21 protein-coding genes and 1 pseudogene are annotated in these 15,179 nt (G+C 42.8%); 8 read left to right on the forward strand and 14 right to left on the reverse strand.

The annotated features are described in order from the left end of the window. From F8S12_RS24180 to F8S12_RS24195, 4 genes are all read left to right on the forward strand, one after another. A partial coding sequence (locus tag F8S12_RS24180; protein WP_196518856.1) for a tetratricopeptide repeat protein occupies positions 1-1,039 on the forward strand: 1,039 nt, incomplete at its 5' end. A 325-nt stretch (positions 1,040-1,364) separates the two neighbouring features. Then, complete coding sequence (locus F8S12_RS24185) at positions 1,365-1,658, forward strand: type II toxin-antitoxin system HicB family antitoxin (RefSeq protein ID WP_230968233.1); 294 nt, start codon at positions 1,365-1,367, stop codon at positions 1,656-1,658. Between the two features lie 2 nt (positions 1,659-1,660). Further along, a complete protein-coding gene (locus F8S12_RS24190; RefSeq protein WP_196518857.1) occupies positions 1,661-1,849 on the forward strand; it encodes a type II toxin-antitoxin system HicA family toxin in 189 nt (62 codons plus the stop codon). Further along, entirely contained in the window at positions 1,809-2,000 is a 192-nt protein-coding gene (locus F8S12_RS24195; RefSeq protein WP_196518858.1) for a hypothetical protein, read from the forward strand. The genes F8S12_RS24190 and F8S12_RS24195 overlap by 41 nt, the downstream gene beginning before the upstream one ends. 323 nt (positions 2,001-2,323) lie before the next feature. Here the strand turns inward: F8S12_RS24195 and F8S12_RS24200 are convergent, their stop codons facing one another. From F8S12_RS24200 to dusB, 6 genes are all read right to left on the reverse strand, one after another. Continuing rightward, complete coding sequence (locus F8S12_RS24200) at positions 2,324-2,596, reverse strand: type II toxin-antitoxin system VapC family toxin (RefSeq protein ID WP_331001436.1); 273 nt, start codon at positions 2,594-2,596, stop codon at positions 2,324-2,326. Further along, positions 2,583-2,828, reverse strand: coding sequence for an AbrB/MazE/SpoVT family DNA-binding domain-containing protein (locus tag F8S12_RS24205; RefSeq protein ID WP_196518859.1), 246 nt, complete (start codon positions 2,826-2,828; stop codon positions 2,583-2,585). Before F8S12_RS24205 ends, F8S12_RS24200 begins: the two co-directional genes overlap by 14 nt. 49 nt (positions 2,829-2,877) lie before the next feature. Further along, positions 2,878-3,069, reverse strand: a complete 192-nt coding sequence (locus tag F8S12_RS24210; protein WP_196518860.1) for a hypothetical protein — start codon at positions 3,067-3,069, stop codon at positions 2,878-2,880. Positions 3,070-3,193: 124 nt separating this feature from the next. Then, positions 3,194-3,424: a type II toxin-antitoxin system HicA family toxin gene (locus tag F8S12_RS24215; RefSeq protein WP_196518861.1), complete on the reverse strand. Its 231-nt coding sequence runs from the start codon at positions 3,422-3,424 to the stop codon at positions 3,194-3,196. Then, the gene (locus tag F8S12_RS24220) at positions 3,402-3,674 is read right to left on the reverse strand and encodes a type II toxin-antitoxin system HicB family antitoxin (RefSeq protein WP_230968235.1); all 273 of its coding nucleotides are present in this window, start codon (positions 3,672-3,674) and stop codon (positions 3,402-3,404) included. Before F8S12_RS24220 ends, F8S12_RS24215 begins: the two co-directional genes overlap by 23 nt. Before the next feature lie 111 nt (positions 3,675-3,785). Then, the gene (dusB, locus tag F8S12_RS24225) at positions 3,786-4,841 is read right to left on the reverse strand and encodes a tRNA dihydrouridine synthase DusB (protein ID WP_196518862.1); all 1,056 of its coding nucleotides are present in this window, start codon (positions 4,839-4,841) and stop codon (positions 3,786-3,788) included. 252 nt (positions 4,842-5,093) lie between these two features. Here dusB and F8S12_RS24230 point away from each other — a divergent pair, with 252 nt between their 5' ends. Beyond that, positions 5,094-7,622: a mannose-1-phosphate guanyltransferase gene (locus tag F8S12_RS24230; protein WP_196518863.1), complete on the forward strand. Its 2,529-nt coding sequence runs from the start codon at positions 5,094-5,096 to the stop codon at positions 7,620-7,622. A 135-nt stretch (positions 7,623-7,757) separates the two neighbouring features. On the opposite strand, the gene F8S12_RS24235 is transcribed toward F8S12_RS24230, so the two are convergent. Next, positions 7,758-8,060: a hypothetical protein gene (locus F8S12_RS24235; RefSeq protein ID WP_196518864.1), complete on the reverse strand. Its 303-nt coding sequence runs from the start codon at positions 8,058-8,060 to the stop codon at positions 7,758-7,760. Between the two features lie 497 nt (positions 8,061-8,557). Continuing rightward, positions 8,558-9,880 (reverse strand): ABC transporter ATP-binding protein, encoded by a 1,323-nt coding sequence (locus F8S12_RS24240; protein WP_196518865.1) that lies wholly within the window; start codon positions 9,878-9,880, stop codon positions 8,558-8,560. Between the two features lie 96 nt (positions 9,881-9,976). On the opposite strand from F8S12_RS24240, the pseudogene F8S12_RS40910 reads away from it, so the two are divergent. After that, a pseudogene (locus tag F8S12_RS40910) lies at positions 9,977-10,054 on the forward strand (FAD-dependent monooxygenase); the annotation flags it as partial. A 316-nt stretch (positions 10,055-10,370) separates the two neighbouring features. Then, positions 10,371-10,946 carry a single-stranded DNA-binding protein gene (locus F8S12_RS24245; RefSeq protein WP_196518866.1) on the forward strand — a complete coding sequence of 192 codons (576 nt, stop codon included), beginning with the start codon at positions 10,371-10,373 and terminating at the stop codon, positions 10,944-10,946. Positions 10,947-11,085: 139 nt separating this feature from the next. Here the strand turns inward: F8S12_RS24245 and F8S12_RS24250 are convergent, their stop codons facing one another. From F8S12_RS24250 to F8S12_RS24275, 6 genes are all read right to left on the reverse strand, one after another. Continuing rightward, complete coding sequence (locus F8S12_RS24250; protein ID WP_331001437.1) at positions 11,086-11,373, reverse strand: type II toxin-antitoxin system RelE/ParE family toxin; 288 nt, start codon at positions 11,371-11,373, stop codon at positions 11,086-11,088. After that, entirely contained in the window at positions 11,348-11,578 is a 231-nt protein-coding gene (locus F8S12_RS24255) for a hypothetical protein (protein ID WP_196518867.1), read from the reverse strand. The genes F8S12_RS24250 and F8S12_RS24255 overlap by 26 nt, the downstream gene beginning before the upstream one ends. 119 nt (positions 11,579-11,697) lie before the next feature. Beyond that, a complete protein-coding gene (locus F8S12_RS24260) occupies positions 11,698-11,982 on the reverse strand; it encodes a hypothetical protein (protein ID WP_196518868.1) in 285 nt (94 codons plus the stop codon). 229 nt (positions 11,983-12,211) lie between these two features. Next, positions 12,212-12,412, reverse strand: coding sequence for a DUF6887 family protein (locus F8S12_RS24265; RefSeq protein ID WP_196518869.1), 201 nt, complete (start codon positions 12,410-12,412; stop codon positions 12,212-12,214). Next, positions 12,409-12,600 carry a DUF6888 family protein gene (locus F8S12_RS24270; RefSeq protein ID WP_196518870.1) on the reverse strand — a complete coding sequence of 64 codons (192 nt, stop codon included), beginning with the start codon at positions 12,598-12,600 and terminating at the stop codon, positions 12,409-12,411. The genes F8S12_RS24265 and F8S12_RS24270 overlap by 4 nt, the downstream gene beginning before the upstream one ends. Continuing rightward, positions 12,600-12,785, reverse strand: coding sequence for a ribbon-helix-helix protein, CopG family (locus tag F8S12_RS24275; RefSeq protein ID WP_196518871.1), 186 nt, complete (start codon positions 12,783-12,785; stop codon positions 12,600-12,602). The genes F8S12_RS24270 and F8S12_RS24275 overlap by 1 nt, the downstream gene beginning before the upstream one ends. A 344-nt stretch (positions 12,786-13,129) precedes the next feature. Between F8S12_RS24275 and F8S12_RS24280 the strand changes: the two genes are divergently transcribed. Then, complete coding sequence (locus F8S12_RS24280; protein WP_196518872.1) at positions 13,130-14,995, forward strand: ABC transporter ATP-binding protein; 1,866 nt, start codon at positions 13,130-13,132, stop codon at positions 14,993-14,995. Positions 14,996-15,179: the final 184 nt, after the last annotated feature.

A 15,179-nucleotide genomic window follows, 5' to 3' on the forward strand; every position in this document is an offset into this window, starting at 1 on the left:
ACTCTACAACTCCCAAGGCAGATACAGCGAAGCCGAACCCCTTTTGATCCAAGCTTTAGCACTCTATCGCAAGCTGCTGGGTGAAGAACATCCAGATTTCGCCCTAAGCCTCAACAACCTAGCGTTACTCTACAACTCCCAAGGCAGATACAGCGAAGCCGAACCCCTTTTGATCCAAGCTTTAGCACTCTATCGCAAGCTGCTGGGTGAAGAACATCCATCTGTCGCCACTAGCCTCAACAACCTAGCGTTACTCTACAACTCCCAAGGCAGATACAGCGAAGCCGAACCCCTTTTCATCCAAGCTTTAGCACTCAGGCGCAAGCTGCTGGGTGAAGAACATCCATCTGTCGCCCTAAGCCTCAACAACCTAGCGTTACTCTACAACTCCCAAGGCAGATACAGCGAAGCCGAACCCCTTTTGATCCAAGCTTTAGCACTCTATCGCAAGCTGCTGGGTGAAGAACATCCATATGTCGCTGCTAGCCTCCACGGACTAGCGTCACTCTACGACTCCCAAGGCAGATACAGCGAAGCAGAACCCCTTTTGATCCAAGCTTTAGCACTCAGGCGCAAGCTGCTGGGAGAAGAACATCCAGATGTCGCCACTAGCCTCAACAACCTAGCGGGACTCTACGATTCCCAAGGCAGATACAGCGAAGCCGAACCCCTTTTGATCCAAGCTTTAGCACTCTATCGCAAGCTGCTGGGTGAAGAACATCCATATGTCGCTGCTAGCCTCCACGGCCTAGCGTCACTCTACGACTCCCAAGGCAGATACAGCGAGGCAGAACCCCTTTTGATCCAAGCTTTAGCACTCAGGCGCAAGCTGCTGGGAGAAGAACATCCAGATGTCGCCACTAGCCTCAACAACCTAGCGGGACTCTACGATTCCCAAGGCAGATACAGCGAAGCCGAACCCCTTTACATCCAAGCTTTGGATATTTGTGAGCAACGGTTAGGGGTAAATCATCCTAATAGTGTTACTGTTCGTGAAAATTTAGCATATTTACGCGATCGCCTCCCCCCACCACAGTAAAATCTAACTTCTGGGCAAAGCATACCGTAATCAAACTGAAAAGAGCGATCGCTTTAACTCGGAGTTTCATGTTCCAAGCTCGGCCTTTCGTGTTCCGAACTCGGAGTTTCATGTTCTGAACTCGGAGTTTCGTGTTCCAAGCTCGGCCTTTCGTGTTCCGAACTCGGAGTTTGGTGTTCCAAGCTCGGCCTTTCGTGTTCCAAGCTCGGCCTTTCGTGTTCTGAACTCTAAGTTTCGTGTTCTGAGGTGGAATGATGGTGTTGTGAGGGCGATCGCTCTAGTTTAAAGTGTAAATCAACAAGCGATCGCTACTATGTGGTTGTGAATGATGGAAAGCGATGTTTTCCCCAACAAAAAATCAGCTACGATAAATCATATAATTATCTTCACAAACACAGAAATGTTAATTACATACACTGCAAAATATACAAAAACTAATAGCGGATATATGGGACAACTCATTGAATGGCAAGAAGTCATCACAGAAGGAGAAACCATAGAAGAATGCAGAGCTATGTTGCAAGATGCAACGAAAGAAATGGTTCTTGCCTATCGCCAACAAAATAAAGAAATTCCCATAGGTGGTTCTTTGCTTGAACAAATTCCTATAGAGGTTTGAGTGTGTCAGTCAAACGAAAAGAGCTAATTAAATACTTAGAAGAAAATGGCTTTTATTTATTAAGGGAAGGAGGAAATCATTCCATTTATACTAATGATCTAAAAACTCTTCCTGTAAAACGGCATCGTACCATTGATCGGATTACTGCTAATGAGATTTGTAAACAAGCTGGTTTATTACCTAATTTTTAACTGCCACTTAGAACCATCGAAGATAATCAAATTTTGGGCAGTTTGTAAACTAGGTGAAGGCGATTATTTGCAACTCAAAGAAAAACTGTTTGCAGAAGAAACAGTTGCCAGTTTATATGCCAAAGTCAAAGAATATCAAGATGAAGCCTAGTTCGCTTTAGTTTAAAGTGTAAATCAACAAGCGATGTCTACGACGGGCTACGCCTACGCTTGATTTAGATGTCAGCATTACTCAAATAAATCAAATCCCTTTTCGCTTCTCAACTTTCTGTCAAAAGTTGCTGTTGAACTACAACCAGAATGTTGAGCAATTACACCAATTAAATAATCAGAAAAATCTGCACTTCCCTGCTTAAATCTTTGTAATGCTTGATAAACTAAAGAGCGATTTTCTAACTCAAATACAGAACATTGCAGGGGAGCATCTCACTTTCGTAAAAAGCTTTGTAAAACCTCACCCCAACCCTCTCCTTACTAAGGAGAGGGAGCAAGAATCTTTTTTCTCATCTGGTATATTTGCAAAACTGAGATGCTCCCACATTGCAGCATCAAATCTATGGTATTACTAATTTCTTCCCTACTAAATTGATAAGGTTTATTTCGTAGAACCCAAACCAATTCACAAAGAACTATATTAGCAACAAAACATTGCTCTCCCCCTTCGATAATTTCAGCAGCTTGCATCCACTGCTTTTCATCATCTTTTGTCAGGTAGCGCACTAAAATATTTGTATCAAGTCCAATCACTTGCGCCTTCTTGGATTGCGGCTTCCATTTCTTCTAAAGTTGCGCTTTTCATCCCCGGACGGTGTAAAATCCCGGATAAACTTTGGATAGGGATATTTAGGGGAATTAGTTTGACTATTCCATTTTCATCAATGACAAAATCAACTTTACTACCTGCATCAAGGTTAAGATAATCCCTAATTTCTTTAGGAATAGTTACCTGTCCTTTGGTAGTGATAGTCGCACTAGCCATTACGCACGTTCCTTACAGAAGTTCCTTACTTCAGGATAACGTCTATTGACTAATCCAGAAAGCGATCGCTTAAACTCGGAGTTTCGTGTTCCGAACTCGGAGTTTCATGTTCCAAGCTCGGAGTTTCATGTTCTGAACTCGGCCTTTCATGTTCCAAGCTCGGAGTTTCGTGTTCCAAGCTCGGAGTTTCGTGTTCTGAACTCGGCCTTTCATGTTCCAAGCTCGGAGTTTCGTGTTCCAAGCTCGGCCTTTCGTGTTCTGAACTCGGAGTTTCGTGTTCTGAGGTGGAATGATGGTGTTGTAAAGGCGATCGCTCTCCTAAATCTCATTAAAATACATGAATAGCGATCGCTTCTTGGTAAATCTTAAAGGCTATTCCATTCATCTATCATGATTTCCCGCTCTAAAATCACCTCAACTTCCCGAATCATCATCCGCAATTGCGGTACAGAATACTCATCATTAGAGGGAATAGTTAGACGATGTTGGCCATAAACCATAAATTGATGTCTTGTTCCAGAATAAGTCCCCTCAAACCCAATCCGTCGTAATTTCTTCACAAAATCCCAACGCTTACACGGTATCCATCGGCTCAAGGCTCGGCTCCTTGTTGAGGTCAATATTATCAATTACTGGTAGAGAATGTCCCAGCTTTAACCCAAGCAAAATCCAGTCTTCCAGCGTTGAGCGTAATTCATCTTCACACTCGCGCAAAGTCAATGCAAAGGCTATCACTCCTTTGCAAACAGGAATTCTACCTGTAAATGTACCATCTTCTAACTTGTCATAAATTGCCTGGGCGATCGCTTGGTCAACATAGTCGCTCAGAATAAATCTTATCGCCATGAAATCTCGCGTTGTGCTACCAGTTTTATCTTACGTTAAAAAATTGATTGTAAACCCATAAGCGATCGCCTCCCCCCACCACAGTAAAATTTGACTTCTGAGCGATCTTTTTTAAATCATTACCAAATTATCTTGGGCTTCTTCCTCTAATTCATAACCATTAGCCAGTTTTTCAATTGCTTGGTCAATCATTGCCAAACCTTGATCTACTCTTTCAATTACACTTAACTGTCCTCGGAGTTCGGCAGCACCAACGAACCCTTTAGCATACCAAGTCATGTGCTTACGAGCTTGACGTACACCGCGATCGCCTTTATATTCCCATAAGGCTTGTAAATGATCTCTTGCACATTCCAAACGCCCAATTGGGGTTGGTGGTGGTAATATCTCCCCAGTTTTCAGGAAGTGATCAATTTCTCCCACCAAAAAGGGATAACCCAAAGTTCCACGGGAACACATGACGCCATCAGCGCCAGTTTGTTCTAAACATCTCACCGCCGCCTCAACGGAGAAAATATCTCCATTTCCAATCACTGGAATAGAAAGCACTTCTTTTACACGGGTAATCCATTCCCAACGAGCATTGCCATTGTATCCTTGGGCGCGGGTGCGTCCGTGTACTGTGATCATTTTTGCCCCGGCATCTTCCATCCGCTTGGCAAAATCGAGAATAGTAATTTCGTTGTCATTCCAGCCAATACGGGTTTTTACTGTTACAGGAACGTCAACAGCTTTTACTACTTCCCGCACAATTGCCTCTGCTACTTCTGGTTGTCGCAACAACGAAGAACCGCCACCATTTTTAGTGATTTTATTTACCGGACAACCCATATTAATATCAACAGTATTAGCACCTTCTGTAACTGCCTTTATTGCTGCTTCTGCCAGAAAATCTGGACGACAATCAAATAGTTGAACGCTAATTGGGCGTTCGTTTGGATCTACCTCCATGATTTTGGGTAACTGCTTGACATAATGCAACCCTGTCGCATTGACCATTTCGGTATACATCATCGAATCTGGGGCATAGCGACGCACCAGACGGCGAAATACCAGATCAGTCACCCCAGATAGAGGCGACTGGAGAACCCGACTTTTTACCTCGAACGAGCCAATTTTCAGGGGTTGGGACAGTCTAGCTTGGAGAATGGGAGAAAGCGAAATCATAGAAAAAATTAAAAGTTGTGCAAGTTGATTTCTTGCTGGGTTCTGTCTATTAATAATTCTTGCACTTATCTTTTTGATTTTCTCTGGACAAATAAGCTGATTCAACAAGTAAATATACTTAGTTATCCGCAGATGCCTCTTGTGGAAGTTCCTCAAATATCGATATCCATAGGAGACTAGAGAAAGAAGAACAAAATATATCTCACACATTTTAAAGCAGCGAATGCTGTAAATAGCTAAGGAGGATTATTTATGCGTGCAGTATTGATGGCAGGCGGTTCGGGAACGCGGCTTCGCCCGTTAACTTGCGATCTACCCAAACCGATGGTGCCCATTCTCAATCGACCAATTGCCGAACATATTATCAATCTTCTCAAAAAACATCAAATTACAGAAGTTATTGCTACATTGCATTATTTACCTGATGTCTTGCGAGACTATTTTCAAGATGGCAATGATTTTGGCGTTCAGATGACATACGCTGTAGAAGAAGACCAGCCTTTGGGTACAGCAGGCTGTGTGAAAAATATTGCCGAACTTCTTGATGAAACATTTTTAGTCATTAGCGGCGATAGTGTAACAGATTTCGACCTCACGGCAGCGATCGCATTTCACAAACAAAAAAAGTCAAAAGCTACTTTAATTTTGACCAGGGTTCCTAACCCGATTGAATTTGGGGTGGTGATTACCGATGAAAAAGGACGGATTAGCCGATTTTTAGAAAAACCCTCTAGTAGTGAAATTTTTTCCGATACCGTCAACACTGGCACTTACATTCTCGAACCAGAAGTTTTGGACTATCTGCCAGTAAACACTGAATGCGACTTTTCCAAAGACTTATTTCCTTTACTTCTAGCAAAAGATCAGCCAATGTATGGTTACATTGCTCAAGGTTACTGGTGCGATGTCGGTCACTTAGATGCCTATCGTGAGGCTCAATATGACGCATTAGATCGGAAAGTGCAACTAGATTGTGCCTATAAAGAAGTTTCCCATGAGTTATGGGTAGGTCAAAATACTTACATCGACCAGACGGCTGTTATTGAAACCCCAGCAGTGATTGGTGATAATTGCCGCATCGGGGCAAGAGTGCACATTGAGGCAGGAACCGTAATTGGAGATAATGTCACTATTGGGGCTGATGCTAGTCTCAAGCGTCCGATAGTGTGGAATGGAGCAATCATCGGCGAGGAAGCACATCTTTCTGCCTGTGTGATTTCTCGTGGGACTCGTGTAGACCGTCGCGCTCATGTATTAGAAGCTGCTGTCGTGGGTTCGCTCTCCACGGTGGGAGAAGAAGCCCAAATTAGCCCCGGCGTCCGCGTTTGGCCCAGTAAAAAGATTGAGTCAGGGGCAATTTTAAACATTAACTTGATTTGGGGGAATATTGCCCAACGGAATTTATTTGGGCAACGCGGTGTACAAGGATTAGCTAATATCGACATCACCCCAGAATTCGCCGTTAAATTGGGATCTGCTTACGGTTCTACCTTAAAACCTGGTTCTAAGGTAACGGTTTCCCGTGACCAGCGTAACATCTCTCGAATGGTGACGCGATCGCTCATTGCTGGTTTGATGTCAGTAGGGATTGATATTCAAAACCTCGATGCTACAGCTATCCCCATCGCCCGCACGGTTATACCCACAATGTCGGTAGTTGGTGGTATCCATGTGCGGGTACACCCCGATCGCCCTGACTACATTTTGATTGAATTCATGGATGCCAAAGGCATTAATATCTCCAAAGCCCTGGAAAAGAAAATTGAAGGGGCTTATTTTAAGGAGGATATGCGGCGGGCGCTAATTCATGAAATTGGCGATGTATCTTATCCTAGCCAAGTCATGGATCGCTACTGCACTGCTTTTGAGAAACTGTTGCATGTTCATACACTCCGCAACAGTCGGGCAAAAGTGGTGATTGACTACGTTTATGCCGTATCGGGGGCAGTTTTACCCCAAATGTTAGATAAATTTGGCGCTGATGCAGTGGTGCTAAATGCCAGTGTCAATAAAACGGCGATGTCAATAACCGACCGGGAAGCACTGCTGACTCAGTTAGGTCATGTAGTAGAGGCATTGAAAGCTAACTTTGGTGTGCAAGTCTCGGCTAATGGAGAACAGCTGATTTTAGTTGATGAATCAGGCTTCCCAATTCGTGGAGAAATGTTAACAGCCCTGATGGTGGATATGATTCTGACGGCTAACCCCAGAGGAACAGTTGTAGTACCAGTTCATGCTTCCAGTGCTATTGAACAAGTTGCCCGTCGCCACGATGGCAGAGTGATTCGCACCAAAGCCAATCCTACAGCCTTAATGGAGGCTTGTCAGAAAAATCCAAATGTGGTAATAGGAGGTAGTGGAGATACTGGTTTTATTTTCCCGCAACTGCATCCGGGATTTGATTCCATGTTCTGTATTGCGAAGATAATTGAGATGTTGACTATACAGGAGCGATCGCTTGCTGCGGCGCGGTCAGAATTGCCCCGTGTAATTCACAAAACTTATACAGTACGATGTCCTTGGACAGCCAAGGGTGCTTTGATGCGTTACTTGGTAGAAACTCACCCAGCCCAAAACCTAGAACTTATCGACGGGGTAAAAGTTTGTCAACCCTATGATGACAGTTGGTTATTAGTTTTACCAGATGCCAGCGAACCCCTGGTGCATTTGTATGCAAATAGCAACGATCGCGAATGGGTAGATGAAACTATAAGAAATTACCGCAGCCGTGTCCAGACGTTTGTCGAAAGACAACAAGAATATCAACCCACAGAAATGTAATTCGTAATTCGTAATTCGTAATTGATTCTTTAATTACGAATTACGAATTATGCTAACCCTAGCAAGATGCTTTAGAAGAAGTTCAAAGTTATATATGAATGCGATCGCGCTGTGCCAGTTGCGTAAGTCCTGTTATCATTGAGAACATTCTGGTAAATTTTTCTCTGCGTAACTGCAATCAAAATAAATTAAAGCTTCCCTACTAGAGGGAAATTCCCCAGTTGTGGAGTATGAGTCACTTTTGGGATCTTCTTCATTTGACCAAATTTTCAAGTAGTAATCATCATTATCATCGCTAGACCATAATTCATAACGGTAATTACCTCCTGACCCCTCGCTATTTAAGTAGTCAGCTAGGGCTGTATTTGATGCAGACACAAAGCTAAATACAGTCAAAACAGGAATTACAGCTACTTTTAGTATTTGAATTAATTTCATAAATGCACACAAAACTCACTTCCTCTACCTTCCTTTACCGATGTGATTTTTGTAATCAGTAATCATCTGGAATATTGTGTGAGGATATCGTAAGGCACTTAGTTTGAGTTGATGGAGAATATTATCCAAAACTATCAGCAAGAATTTCTCGTTTTTATTGTTGTTGGTGCGATCGCACTTAAGTAAGTAGGTGAGAATAAATCAAAGTAGATTAAGTAATGTAAAAAATATTGATATGAGTTCGTAGTGTTCGCGTAGCGTCTCGTAGAGAGGGCTTCAGCCCTCAAATTAGGACTAAAGTCCTTACTACAAACCTTGAATTATTCACGCCGCTCTACTTATTCAAGTTGGGGTGTATTGGGGTGCGATCGCTAATTAAAGATTTTTTGCTCTCACGCACTACGACTTAACTTGTTGAAGAGATTGAAGTCCCTCTCAGATCAGAAGTGCATGAAAATAATGATCTATTTCTAAAAAAGTAGAGTGGGAGATTAATTCTATGGAAATATTGCTAGCTCGGTTTCCGGGTCAAAAAAGTGAATTTTCTCTGGAGTTAGCGATAACCATAGTTGCTCACCAGGTTGTACAAATCGGTCTGGTGGTATTCGCACTTGTAGGTAATTGGCTGTAGTAGCAGATTGAGATCCCGGTTCGGCAATCTTAACAGCTAGAAAGGAATCGTTGCCGAGATTCTCTACCAAATCTACTTGCACTGGTAGATTTTTGGTGGCAGGCATACTTAAGTTCAAGTGTTCTGGACGAATGCCTAAAATTAAAGTTTTCCGATCATATTTTTGTAGGGCATTTCCCCAGACTTCTGGGAGGGTGAAACGAAACTGGGCATGAGTAATCAACAGAGGGGCATGAAATTCTACAGGAATAAAATTCATCGGTGGTGAACCAATGAACTCTGCTACAAAAAGGTTTGCAGGGCGGTTGTAAAGTTCTAGGGGAGAAGCAACTTGCTGAATTTGACCCTCAGACATAATCGCAATGCGATCGCCCATTGTCATCGCTTCTGTTTGGTCATGGGTGACGTAAATTGTCGTTGTCCCCAATTGGCGCTGCAATTTGACAATTTGGGCGCGGGTTTCCGCCCGGAGTTTGGCATCTAAGTTAGAAAGCGGCTCATCCATTAAAAACACTTGGGGGTCACGGGCGATCGCTCTTCCCAGTGCAACTCGTTGTCTTTGTCCCCCAGATAGCTGTTTAGGTAAGCGATTCAGCAATGTTTCGATTTGCAACAGTTGAGCAACACTACGCACCTGTTTATCCACAGATCGTTCCTTGTCAGAAATGTAGCGCAGTCCTTTAGGTAACTTTCTTGTCGCCCCCACAAAGAGATTTTCAGCCCACGTCCGAAGATATTGAGATGAGGGAGTAATTTCTCCTCTGCTCCCCTGCTCCTCTGCTCCCCTGCTTCCCCTGCGGCGTAACCCAAAGGCAATGTTCTCATACACCGTCATGTGAGGATAGAGGGCGTAATTTTGAAACACCATTGCGATGTCGCGTTCCTTGGGTGGTAGGTCATTGATCAAGCGATCGCCTAGCCAAATATTCCCTCCAGTCATCACTTCTAAGCCGGCGATTAACCGTAGCAGGGTGCTTTTACCACAACCAGAAGGGCCTACCAGCACCATAAATTCCCCGTCTGCGATCGTTAAGTTAATCCGCCGCAAGACGTTGACACTTCCCGCCCGCTCTTGCGCTGCATCAGTTTTCTCCCCAGACTTGAGTGGGAGTTCGGTTTGTAAGGCAACGCTTTCCCCTTTACGCGGGGAAAAAGTTTTATAAACGTTTTCTAAAACAACTTGGGACACAAATGTTAATTATTGTCATTGGGCAGGGGGCATTAGGCGAGAATAACTAATGACAAAAGATAAATGAGAGTTTAGCGCTTATCATAATACACGTTCTTGTGCTTACCCATCTTACGCGACCTTCCGGCAAGGTTGATCGCCTTCGGTGTTTTTGCCGTTCACGTCAAGACTTAATTTTTGCCAAGAATTTTTTCTATTTCAGGAATGGATGGTACAATCATACTACTCCATGCAGAATCCAATGCTCATTTAGTCAAGCGAGGGTGGCGAGCGGCATACTCAATGCTGTTTAAAGCGATGTCTACGACGGGCTACGCCCACGCTTGGCTTTTATGCTAGAAATAACTAAAAACTCAGATTGGATGTAGAAAATTTATTCAGACATTATTAAAAAATGCAAACAATTAAACATATTTAGATATTCATTGGCACTACATAGAAAAACCCCCACTTTTTCAATCAGCACTTTTTGCAGTCAGGAGTAATTTGAATGAACAGCTGCGTTTTAATGGCGGAAATTATTCAAGAGCCGCAACTCCGCTATACAGCGGATAATTTAGGAGTCACGGAAATGATTGTGCAGTTTCCCAATTCCCAGAAACCAGAAGATCCGCCAGCCACTCTGAAAGTTGTCGGCTGGGGGAATTTGGCAACAGAAATTCAGCAAAACTACCACCAAGGCGATCGCGTCATCTTGGTAGGACGTTTAAGTATGAATACTGTTGAGCGTCAAGAAGGTTTTAAAGAAAAACGCGCTGAATTAACAGTGCAACAAATTCAACCTGTTGGAGGTAGTTTTAATACTGATCCATTGCCCTCACCAAGTGTAACTCCATCATTCACTGAAACTTCTCCACAACAACCATCTTCAGCATCTCGTCCTCCACAGAAAGACGTTCCCAGTTACGAGTCACCACGTCCAACGCCTACCCCGGCGACAAATCCCGTTGGTGTTACTCCCCAAGCGACAACTTACGAACCCATACCCCAACCTACAAATTATGAGCGAACCACTTATCCAGCAGTAAAAGCGGAAGAACCCGATCCAGATGATATTCCCTTCTAAGGTTGGTAGTTGAGCGTGTATTCAGTTTGCTCACATACTTAGCAAAAAGCCAAATTAATAATTTCTATAAATAGCCATCCTTGGGATGTGCTATTTTTTTGTCTGCGATCGCTAGTTAGCGAATCATTATCAGTAAAGTTTAATAAACTTCATCATGGCTGCCAATATCAATCAATAAAATAACCATTTCTAACAACTTCTCATCCTCAGAGAAATTAAAGATAATTCTACAATCATAAGCAACAGAACAAGACCACAACCTAGCTAAATTTGCTGTTAACCTATGAGACTTTAAAGAGGGTGTAAATGGATCATCTGCCAAAAGCCTTAATACCTTAACAATTTGATTCTTTAATTGCGGGTTTTTCTTTGTAATCTTCCTAAAAGACCGCTTAAATCCACTACTCCAGACAACTTCCATCATCATCTCGTAGTAAATCAGCGATCAAATCATCAACGCTTCCCCTCTTGGCTGTCCCATCCTTAAAAGCCTGTATCACTTCCTGAGCATTAGCCAAAATTTCAACCCGCCGATTCTCAATTCTTTGCTGGCGAAGAAACTCAAATAAATACTCTCGATCTTCTGTAGGCAAACTTTCAATAGAATTAATAATTTCTTGTAAAGTCATCATAGAACCTCTTAATCAAGTAAACTCTACCTTTACTAACTCTATTTTAATCTCTAAATCCAAAGCCTATGGCTGTCGTTCCAGGGCAATATCTACAATTATGTTGGTGTCAAGCAAGACTTTCACAGGTTATGTTTATCCTTTAAATATTCCCATTTGGCTTGATCTGGATCAAAATCAGGAGGTGCTGGCTGAGTTTTCTCAAACCAGTTTTGCAAAGCATTGATTTTAGTTCGTCTTTTAGGTGTCTCTGTCTGCGGTTCACTTGCTGAGACTGCAATATTGTCAAGCTTCTCAATGACTTGCAAGACAATCACTTCTACATCTCCGGGGGGTAAATTCACTGGTTCGGTAATTACTAAGTTACCTGCTGGATCGATTTTTCCCTTAAGTTTGTAAGCTTGCATAATATTTCTTCTACGACTCTGTTTCTAGATTATCTCGCGCTGACCAAATAGCATCGCGCATTTCTCCAGTACAATCTTCACCCGTTACTTCTTGCCATCAGATGAATCTACAGCTAATTTAGATCCTTTAACTGAAAAAGCAATCAAGTTTTGCGATCGCAGTGATATCATGTCCGCCTAATCAGTGGGTTAAGTCTGCGATTGTTTCTGCGTCCATACCTGTTGATTTTCACTGATTTTCTTTTGAGTGCCGTTTTGCTTCAATCAAATTTTCCAACATTTCAGCCTCATCTACGCTGTAAAACTTTGGATTTGGTTCGGCGTTAATTTTATCCATTAGTGCGTAAAACGCTTTTGTATCGTTGCGATGCTCTAGCAGATAGCGTTTTAGCTCGGTTTTGCTCATTGTCACAAAGTCAAGCTCACTCATTCGTCATATCTCCACTTACCATTACGGTTAATTACAATCCCAGTTTCTTCACCAGCCAAAATATAGATATTTCCCGTTCGTTCATCTAGTCTCACTATGAAGATGGCTAGCAGCAACGTTGTTAGGTTTTGGCTGAGGATGAAACAAGTTAGATTTTGTTCAGAAGTCGGATACCGCGAATTTCTCATCAACGTTGATTTACTTTTGCGATCGCCGCATCACACCACATTCTTATAGCCTCTTCAACCGCTTCGCTATGTCCTACACCTAATTCAATTGAGAGTTGCTTGAAATTTTTAACCAATTGTTTAGGAAGATAAGCGGCGCTTTGGGTGTAATCGCTATGGGTGCGTTTGTTAATTCGGTTTTCCATTTTGCAGGGAAAAGTTAATTTGCTGTTATGCTAGCACGCTAACTAATTATTTGCTAGGAACCTATTTGAGTTTGATAGATTTATCGATTGTGGCTGAAATGAATGTCTAATAAGCCTAATGGTGTTATGTAAAGACTAGAACTGTGAAAATAGAGGATACCATGAACCGATCGCAATTTGCAGAGATCACAGCCAGTTATACATCGCAAATGCGTGTATATTGTGGAAGTATGCGATGTCAGAAAGACTGCTAAAGAGTGTAAAAATCAAATTTACCGACACATACATCAAAACTATTGTTAAAATCCAAATAATTTTAAGTTAATATTCATACCCAAACTCCTATGAGAGAAACTGTTCTAGAGGTTCGCAATCTACAAGTTGAATTTACCAGTGATGACAACATCGTCAGAGCTTTAGATGGTATCTCATTTGCGCTGCATCGAGGCGAGACTCTAGGAATAGTAGGAGAATCGGGGAGTGGTAAATCAGTTACAGCCTTAGCTGTGATGGGTTTGTTGCAAACTCCCGGTATAGTTGCTGGCGGTGAAATCTGGTTTCGTCCGCAGGAGAATGCTAACTCCATCGATTTGGTAAAATTGCCTCCTGAGCAAATGCAGCTACACCGGGGTGGCGACATTGCCATGATTTTTCAAGAGCCGATGAGTTCGCTAAATCCAGTTTATGACATTGGGTTTCAGCTAACAGAAGCGATTATGCGACATCAAAATGTGTCAGCATCCCAAGCAAAACAAATTGCGATCGCAGGTCTACAAGAGGTAAAACTTCTACCTAGCGATGAGGAGATACAACAGCAGTATACCGAAACTTCAGCGAAACTAGATCCATCAAAGTTACCACAGTTGGTTAAAGAACACAAAGAAGCCATGCTGGAACGCTACCCTCATCAACTTTCTGGGGGTCAGTTGCAACGGGTGATGATTGCAATGGCAATTTCTTGCAACCCATTAATCTTAATTGCTGATGAACCAACTACAGCCTTGGATGTGACGGTGCAAGCCACAATTTTGGAGTTAATTCAAGAATTGCAGCAAAGCCGTGACATGGCAATGATTTTCATCACCCACGACTTGGGGCTAATTTCGGAAATTGCTGACCAAGTAGCGGTGATGTATAAAGGTAAAGTTGTCGAATTCGGTGCTTCTGAGCAAATTTTCAACAGTCCTCAACATCCATATACTAAAGGTTTGATCGCCTGCCGCCCCTCACTTGACCGCCGTCCCCAAAAATTACTCACCGTTTCCGACTACATGAGTGTAGAAGAAACACCAACGGGACAAGTAGTAATTCAGGCAAAAGAACCTGCACAACCCATAGAAGTTACCACCGAAGAGATTGCTGCAAGATTGGCAAACTTCAATGAGAAAGAACCCTTGCTGCAAATTCGTAACCTGAAAGTTGGTTTTCCAGTGCGCGGGGTGTTTGGTGGGACAAAACGCTACAATATGGCAGTTAATGGCGTTTCTTTTGATGTTAAACCAGGGGAAACACTGGGATTAGTTGGAGAATCTGGTTGCGGCAAAACCACCCTTGCCAGAATGTTGCTGCGATTAATTGAACCGATGAGTGGTCAGATTATCTTTGAGAAACAAGATATTACTAGCCTCAAAGGAGAAGCGTTGCAAAAACTGCGACGGGAAATGCAAATAGTCTTCCAAAATCCTTTTAGTTCCCTTGACCCCCGGATGAAGGTTGGGGACGCGGTGATGGAACCATTGATAATTCACGCCGTTGGTAAGACCAAGCAACAACGACGCGGGCGAGTAGTCGAACTCTTAGAACGGGTGGGGTTGAGTGCAGATGCGATTAACCGCTATCCACATCAGTTTTCTGGCGGTCAACGCCAACGAATTTGCATAGCCCGTTCTTTGGCATTAAATCCTAAATTTATCATCTGTGATGAATCAGTTTCAGCGCTGGATGTTTCAGTACAGGCGCAGGTATTAAATCTCCTGAAAGAATTACAAGAAGATTTTCAGCTTACTTATATTTTTATCTCTCATGATTTAAGTGTAGTGAAATTTATGAGCGATCGCATTTTAGTCATGAATCGCGGTCAAATTGTTGAAGAAGGCACATCCGAAAGCATTTACCAAGAACCTAAAGAGGAATACACACAAAAATTAATTGCTGCCATTCCTACTGGTAGTCCCGAACGGGTGCGAAATCGCCATCTACCGACTTTATAACCCAATACGCTTGGGTTAAGATCCCCCCGCCTGCGGCGACCCCCTTAAAAAGGGGGTAAAAGAGATATGAGCAAGCCTTTTTAACGGGGTTGGGGGGATCTCCGAACACTAAATATCACTAACCCAAGCGTATTGCTTCATAACCCACATTCTGCACCCATTGAACAGAACCTCGAAGTTAACA

The organism is Nostoc sp. WHI, from assembly GCF_015714725.1.
In the GTDB taxonomy this organism is placed as follows: domain Bacteria; phylum Cyanobacteriota; class Cyanobacteriia; order Cyanobacteriales; family Nostocaceae; genus Nostoc.

Excerpts from the sequence above, each read along its gene's own strand:
- F8S12_RS24265 (WP_196518869.1), bottom strand. The coding sequence starts at position 12,412 with ATGAGTGAGCTTGACTTTGTGACAATGAGCAAAACCGAGCTAAAACGC.
- F8S12_RS24235 (WP_196518864.1), bottom strand. The coding sequence starts at position 8,060 with ATGAAATTAATTCAAATACTAAAAGTAGCTGTAATTCCTGTTTTGACT.
- F8S12_RS24275 (WP_196518871.1), bottom strand. The coding sequence starts at position 12,785 with ATGGAAAACCGAATTAACAAACGCACCCATAGCGATTACACCCAAAGC.
- F8S12_RS24270 (WP_196518870.1), bottom strand. The coding sequence starts at position 12,600 with ATGAGAAATTCGCGGTATCCGACTTCTGAACAAAATCTAACTTGTTTC.
- F8S12_RS24205 (WP_196518859.1), bottom strand. The coding sequence starts at position 2,828 with ATGGCTAGTGCGACTATCACTACCAAAGGACAGGTAACTATTCCTAAA.
- F8S12_RS24255 (WP_196518867.1), bottom strand. The coding sequence starts at position 11,578 with ATGATGACTTTACAAGAAATTATTAATTCTATTGAAAGTTTGCCTACA.
- F8S12_RS24250 (WP_331001437.1), bottom strand. The coding sequence starts at position 11,373 with ATGATGATGGAAGTTGTCTGGAGTAGTGGATTTAAGCGGTCTTTTAGG.
- dusB (WP_196518862.1), bottom strand. The coding sequence starts at position 4,841 with ATGATTTCGCTTTCTCCCATTCTCCAAGCTAGACTGTCCCAACCCCTG.
- F8S12_RS24245 (WP_196518866.1), top strand. The coding sequence starts at position 10,371 with ATGAACAGCTGCGTTTTAATGGCGGAAATTATTCAAGAGCCGCAACTC.
- F8S12_RS24260 (WP_196518868.1), bottom strand. The coding sequence starts at position 11,982 with ATGCAAGCTTACAAACTTAAGGGAAAAATCGATCCAGCAGGTAACTTA.
- F8S12_RS24220 (WP_230968235.1), bottom strand. The coding sequence starts at position 3,674 with ATGGCGATAAGATTTATTCTGAGCGACTATGTTGACCAAGCGATCGCC.
- F8S12_RS24185 (WP_230968233.1), top strand. The coding sequence starts at position 1,365 with ATGATGGAAAGCGATGTTTTCCCCAACAAAAAATCAGCTACGATAAAT.
- F8S12_RS24195 (WP_196518858.1), top strand. The coding sequence starts at position 1,809 with ATGAGATTTGTAAACAAGCTGGTTTATTACCTAATTTTTAACTGCCAC.
- F8S12_RS24280 (WP_196518872.1), top strand. The coding sequence starts at position 13,130 with ATGAGAGAAACTGTTCTAGAGGTTCGCAATCTACAAGTTGAATTTACC.
- F8S12_RS24230 (WP_196518863.1), top strand. The coding sequence starts at position 5,094 with ATGCGTGCAGTATTGATGGCAGGCGGTTCGGGAACGCGGCTTCGCCCG.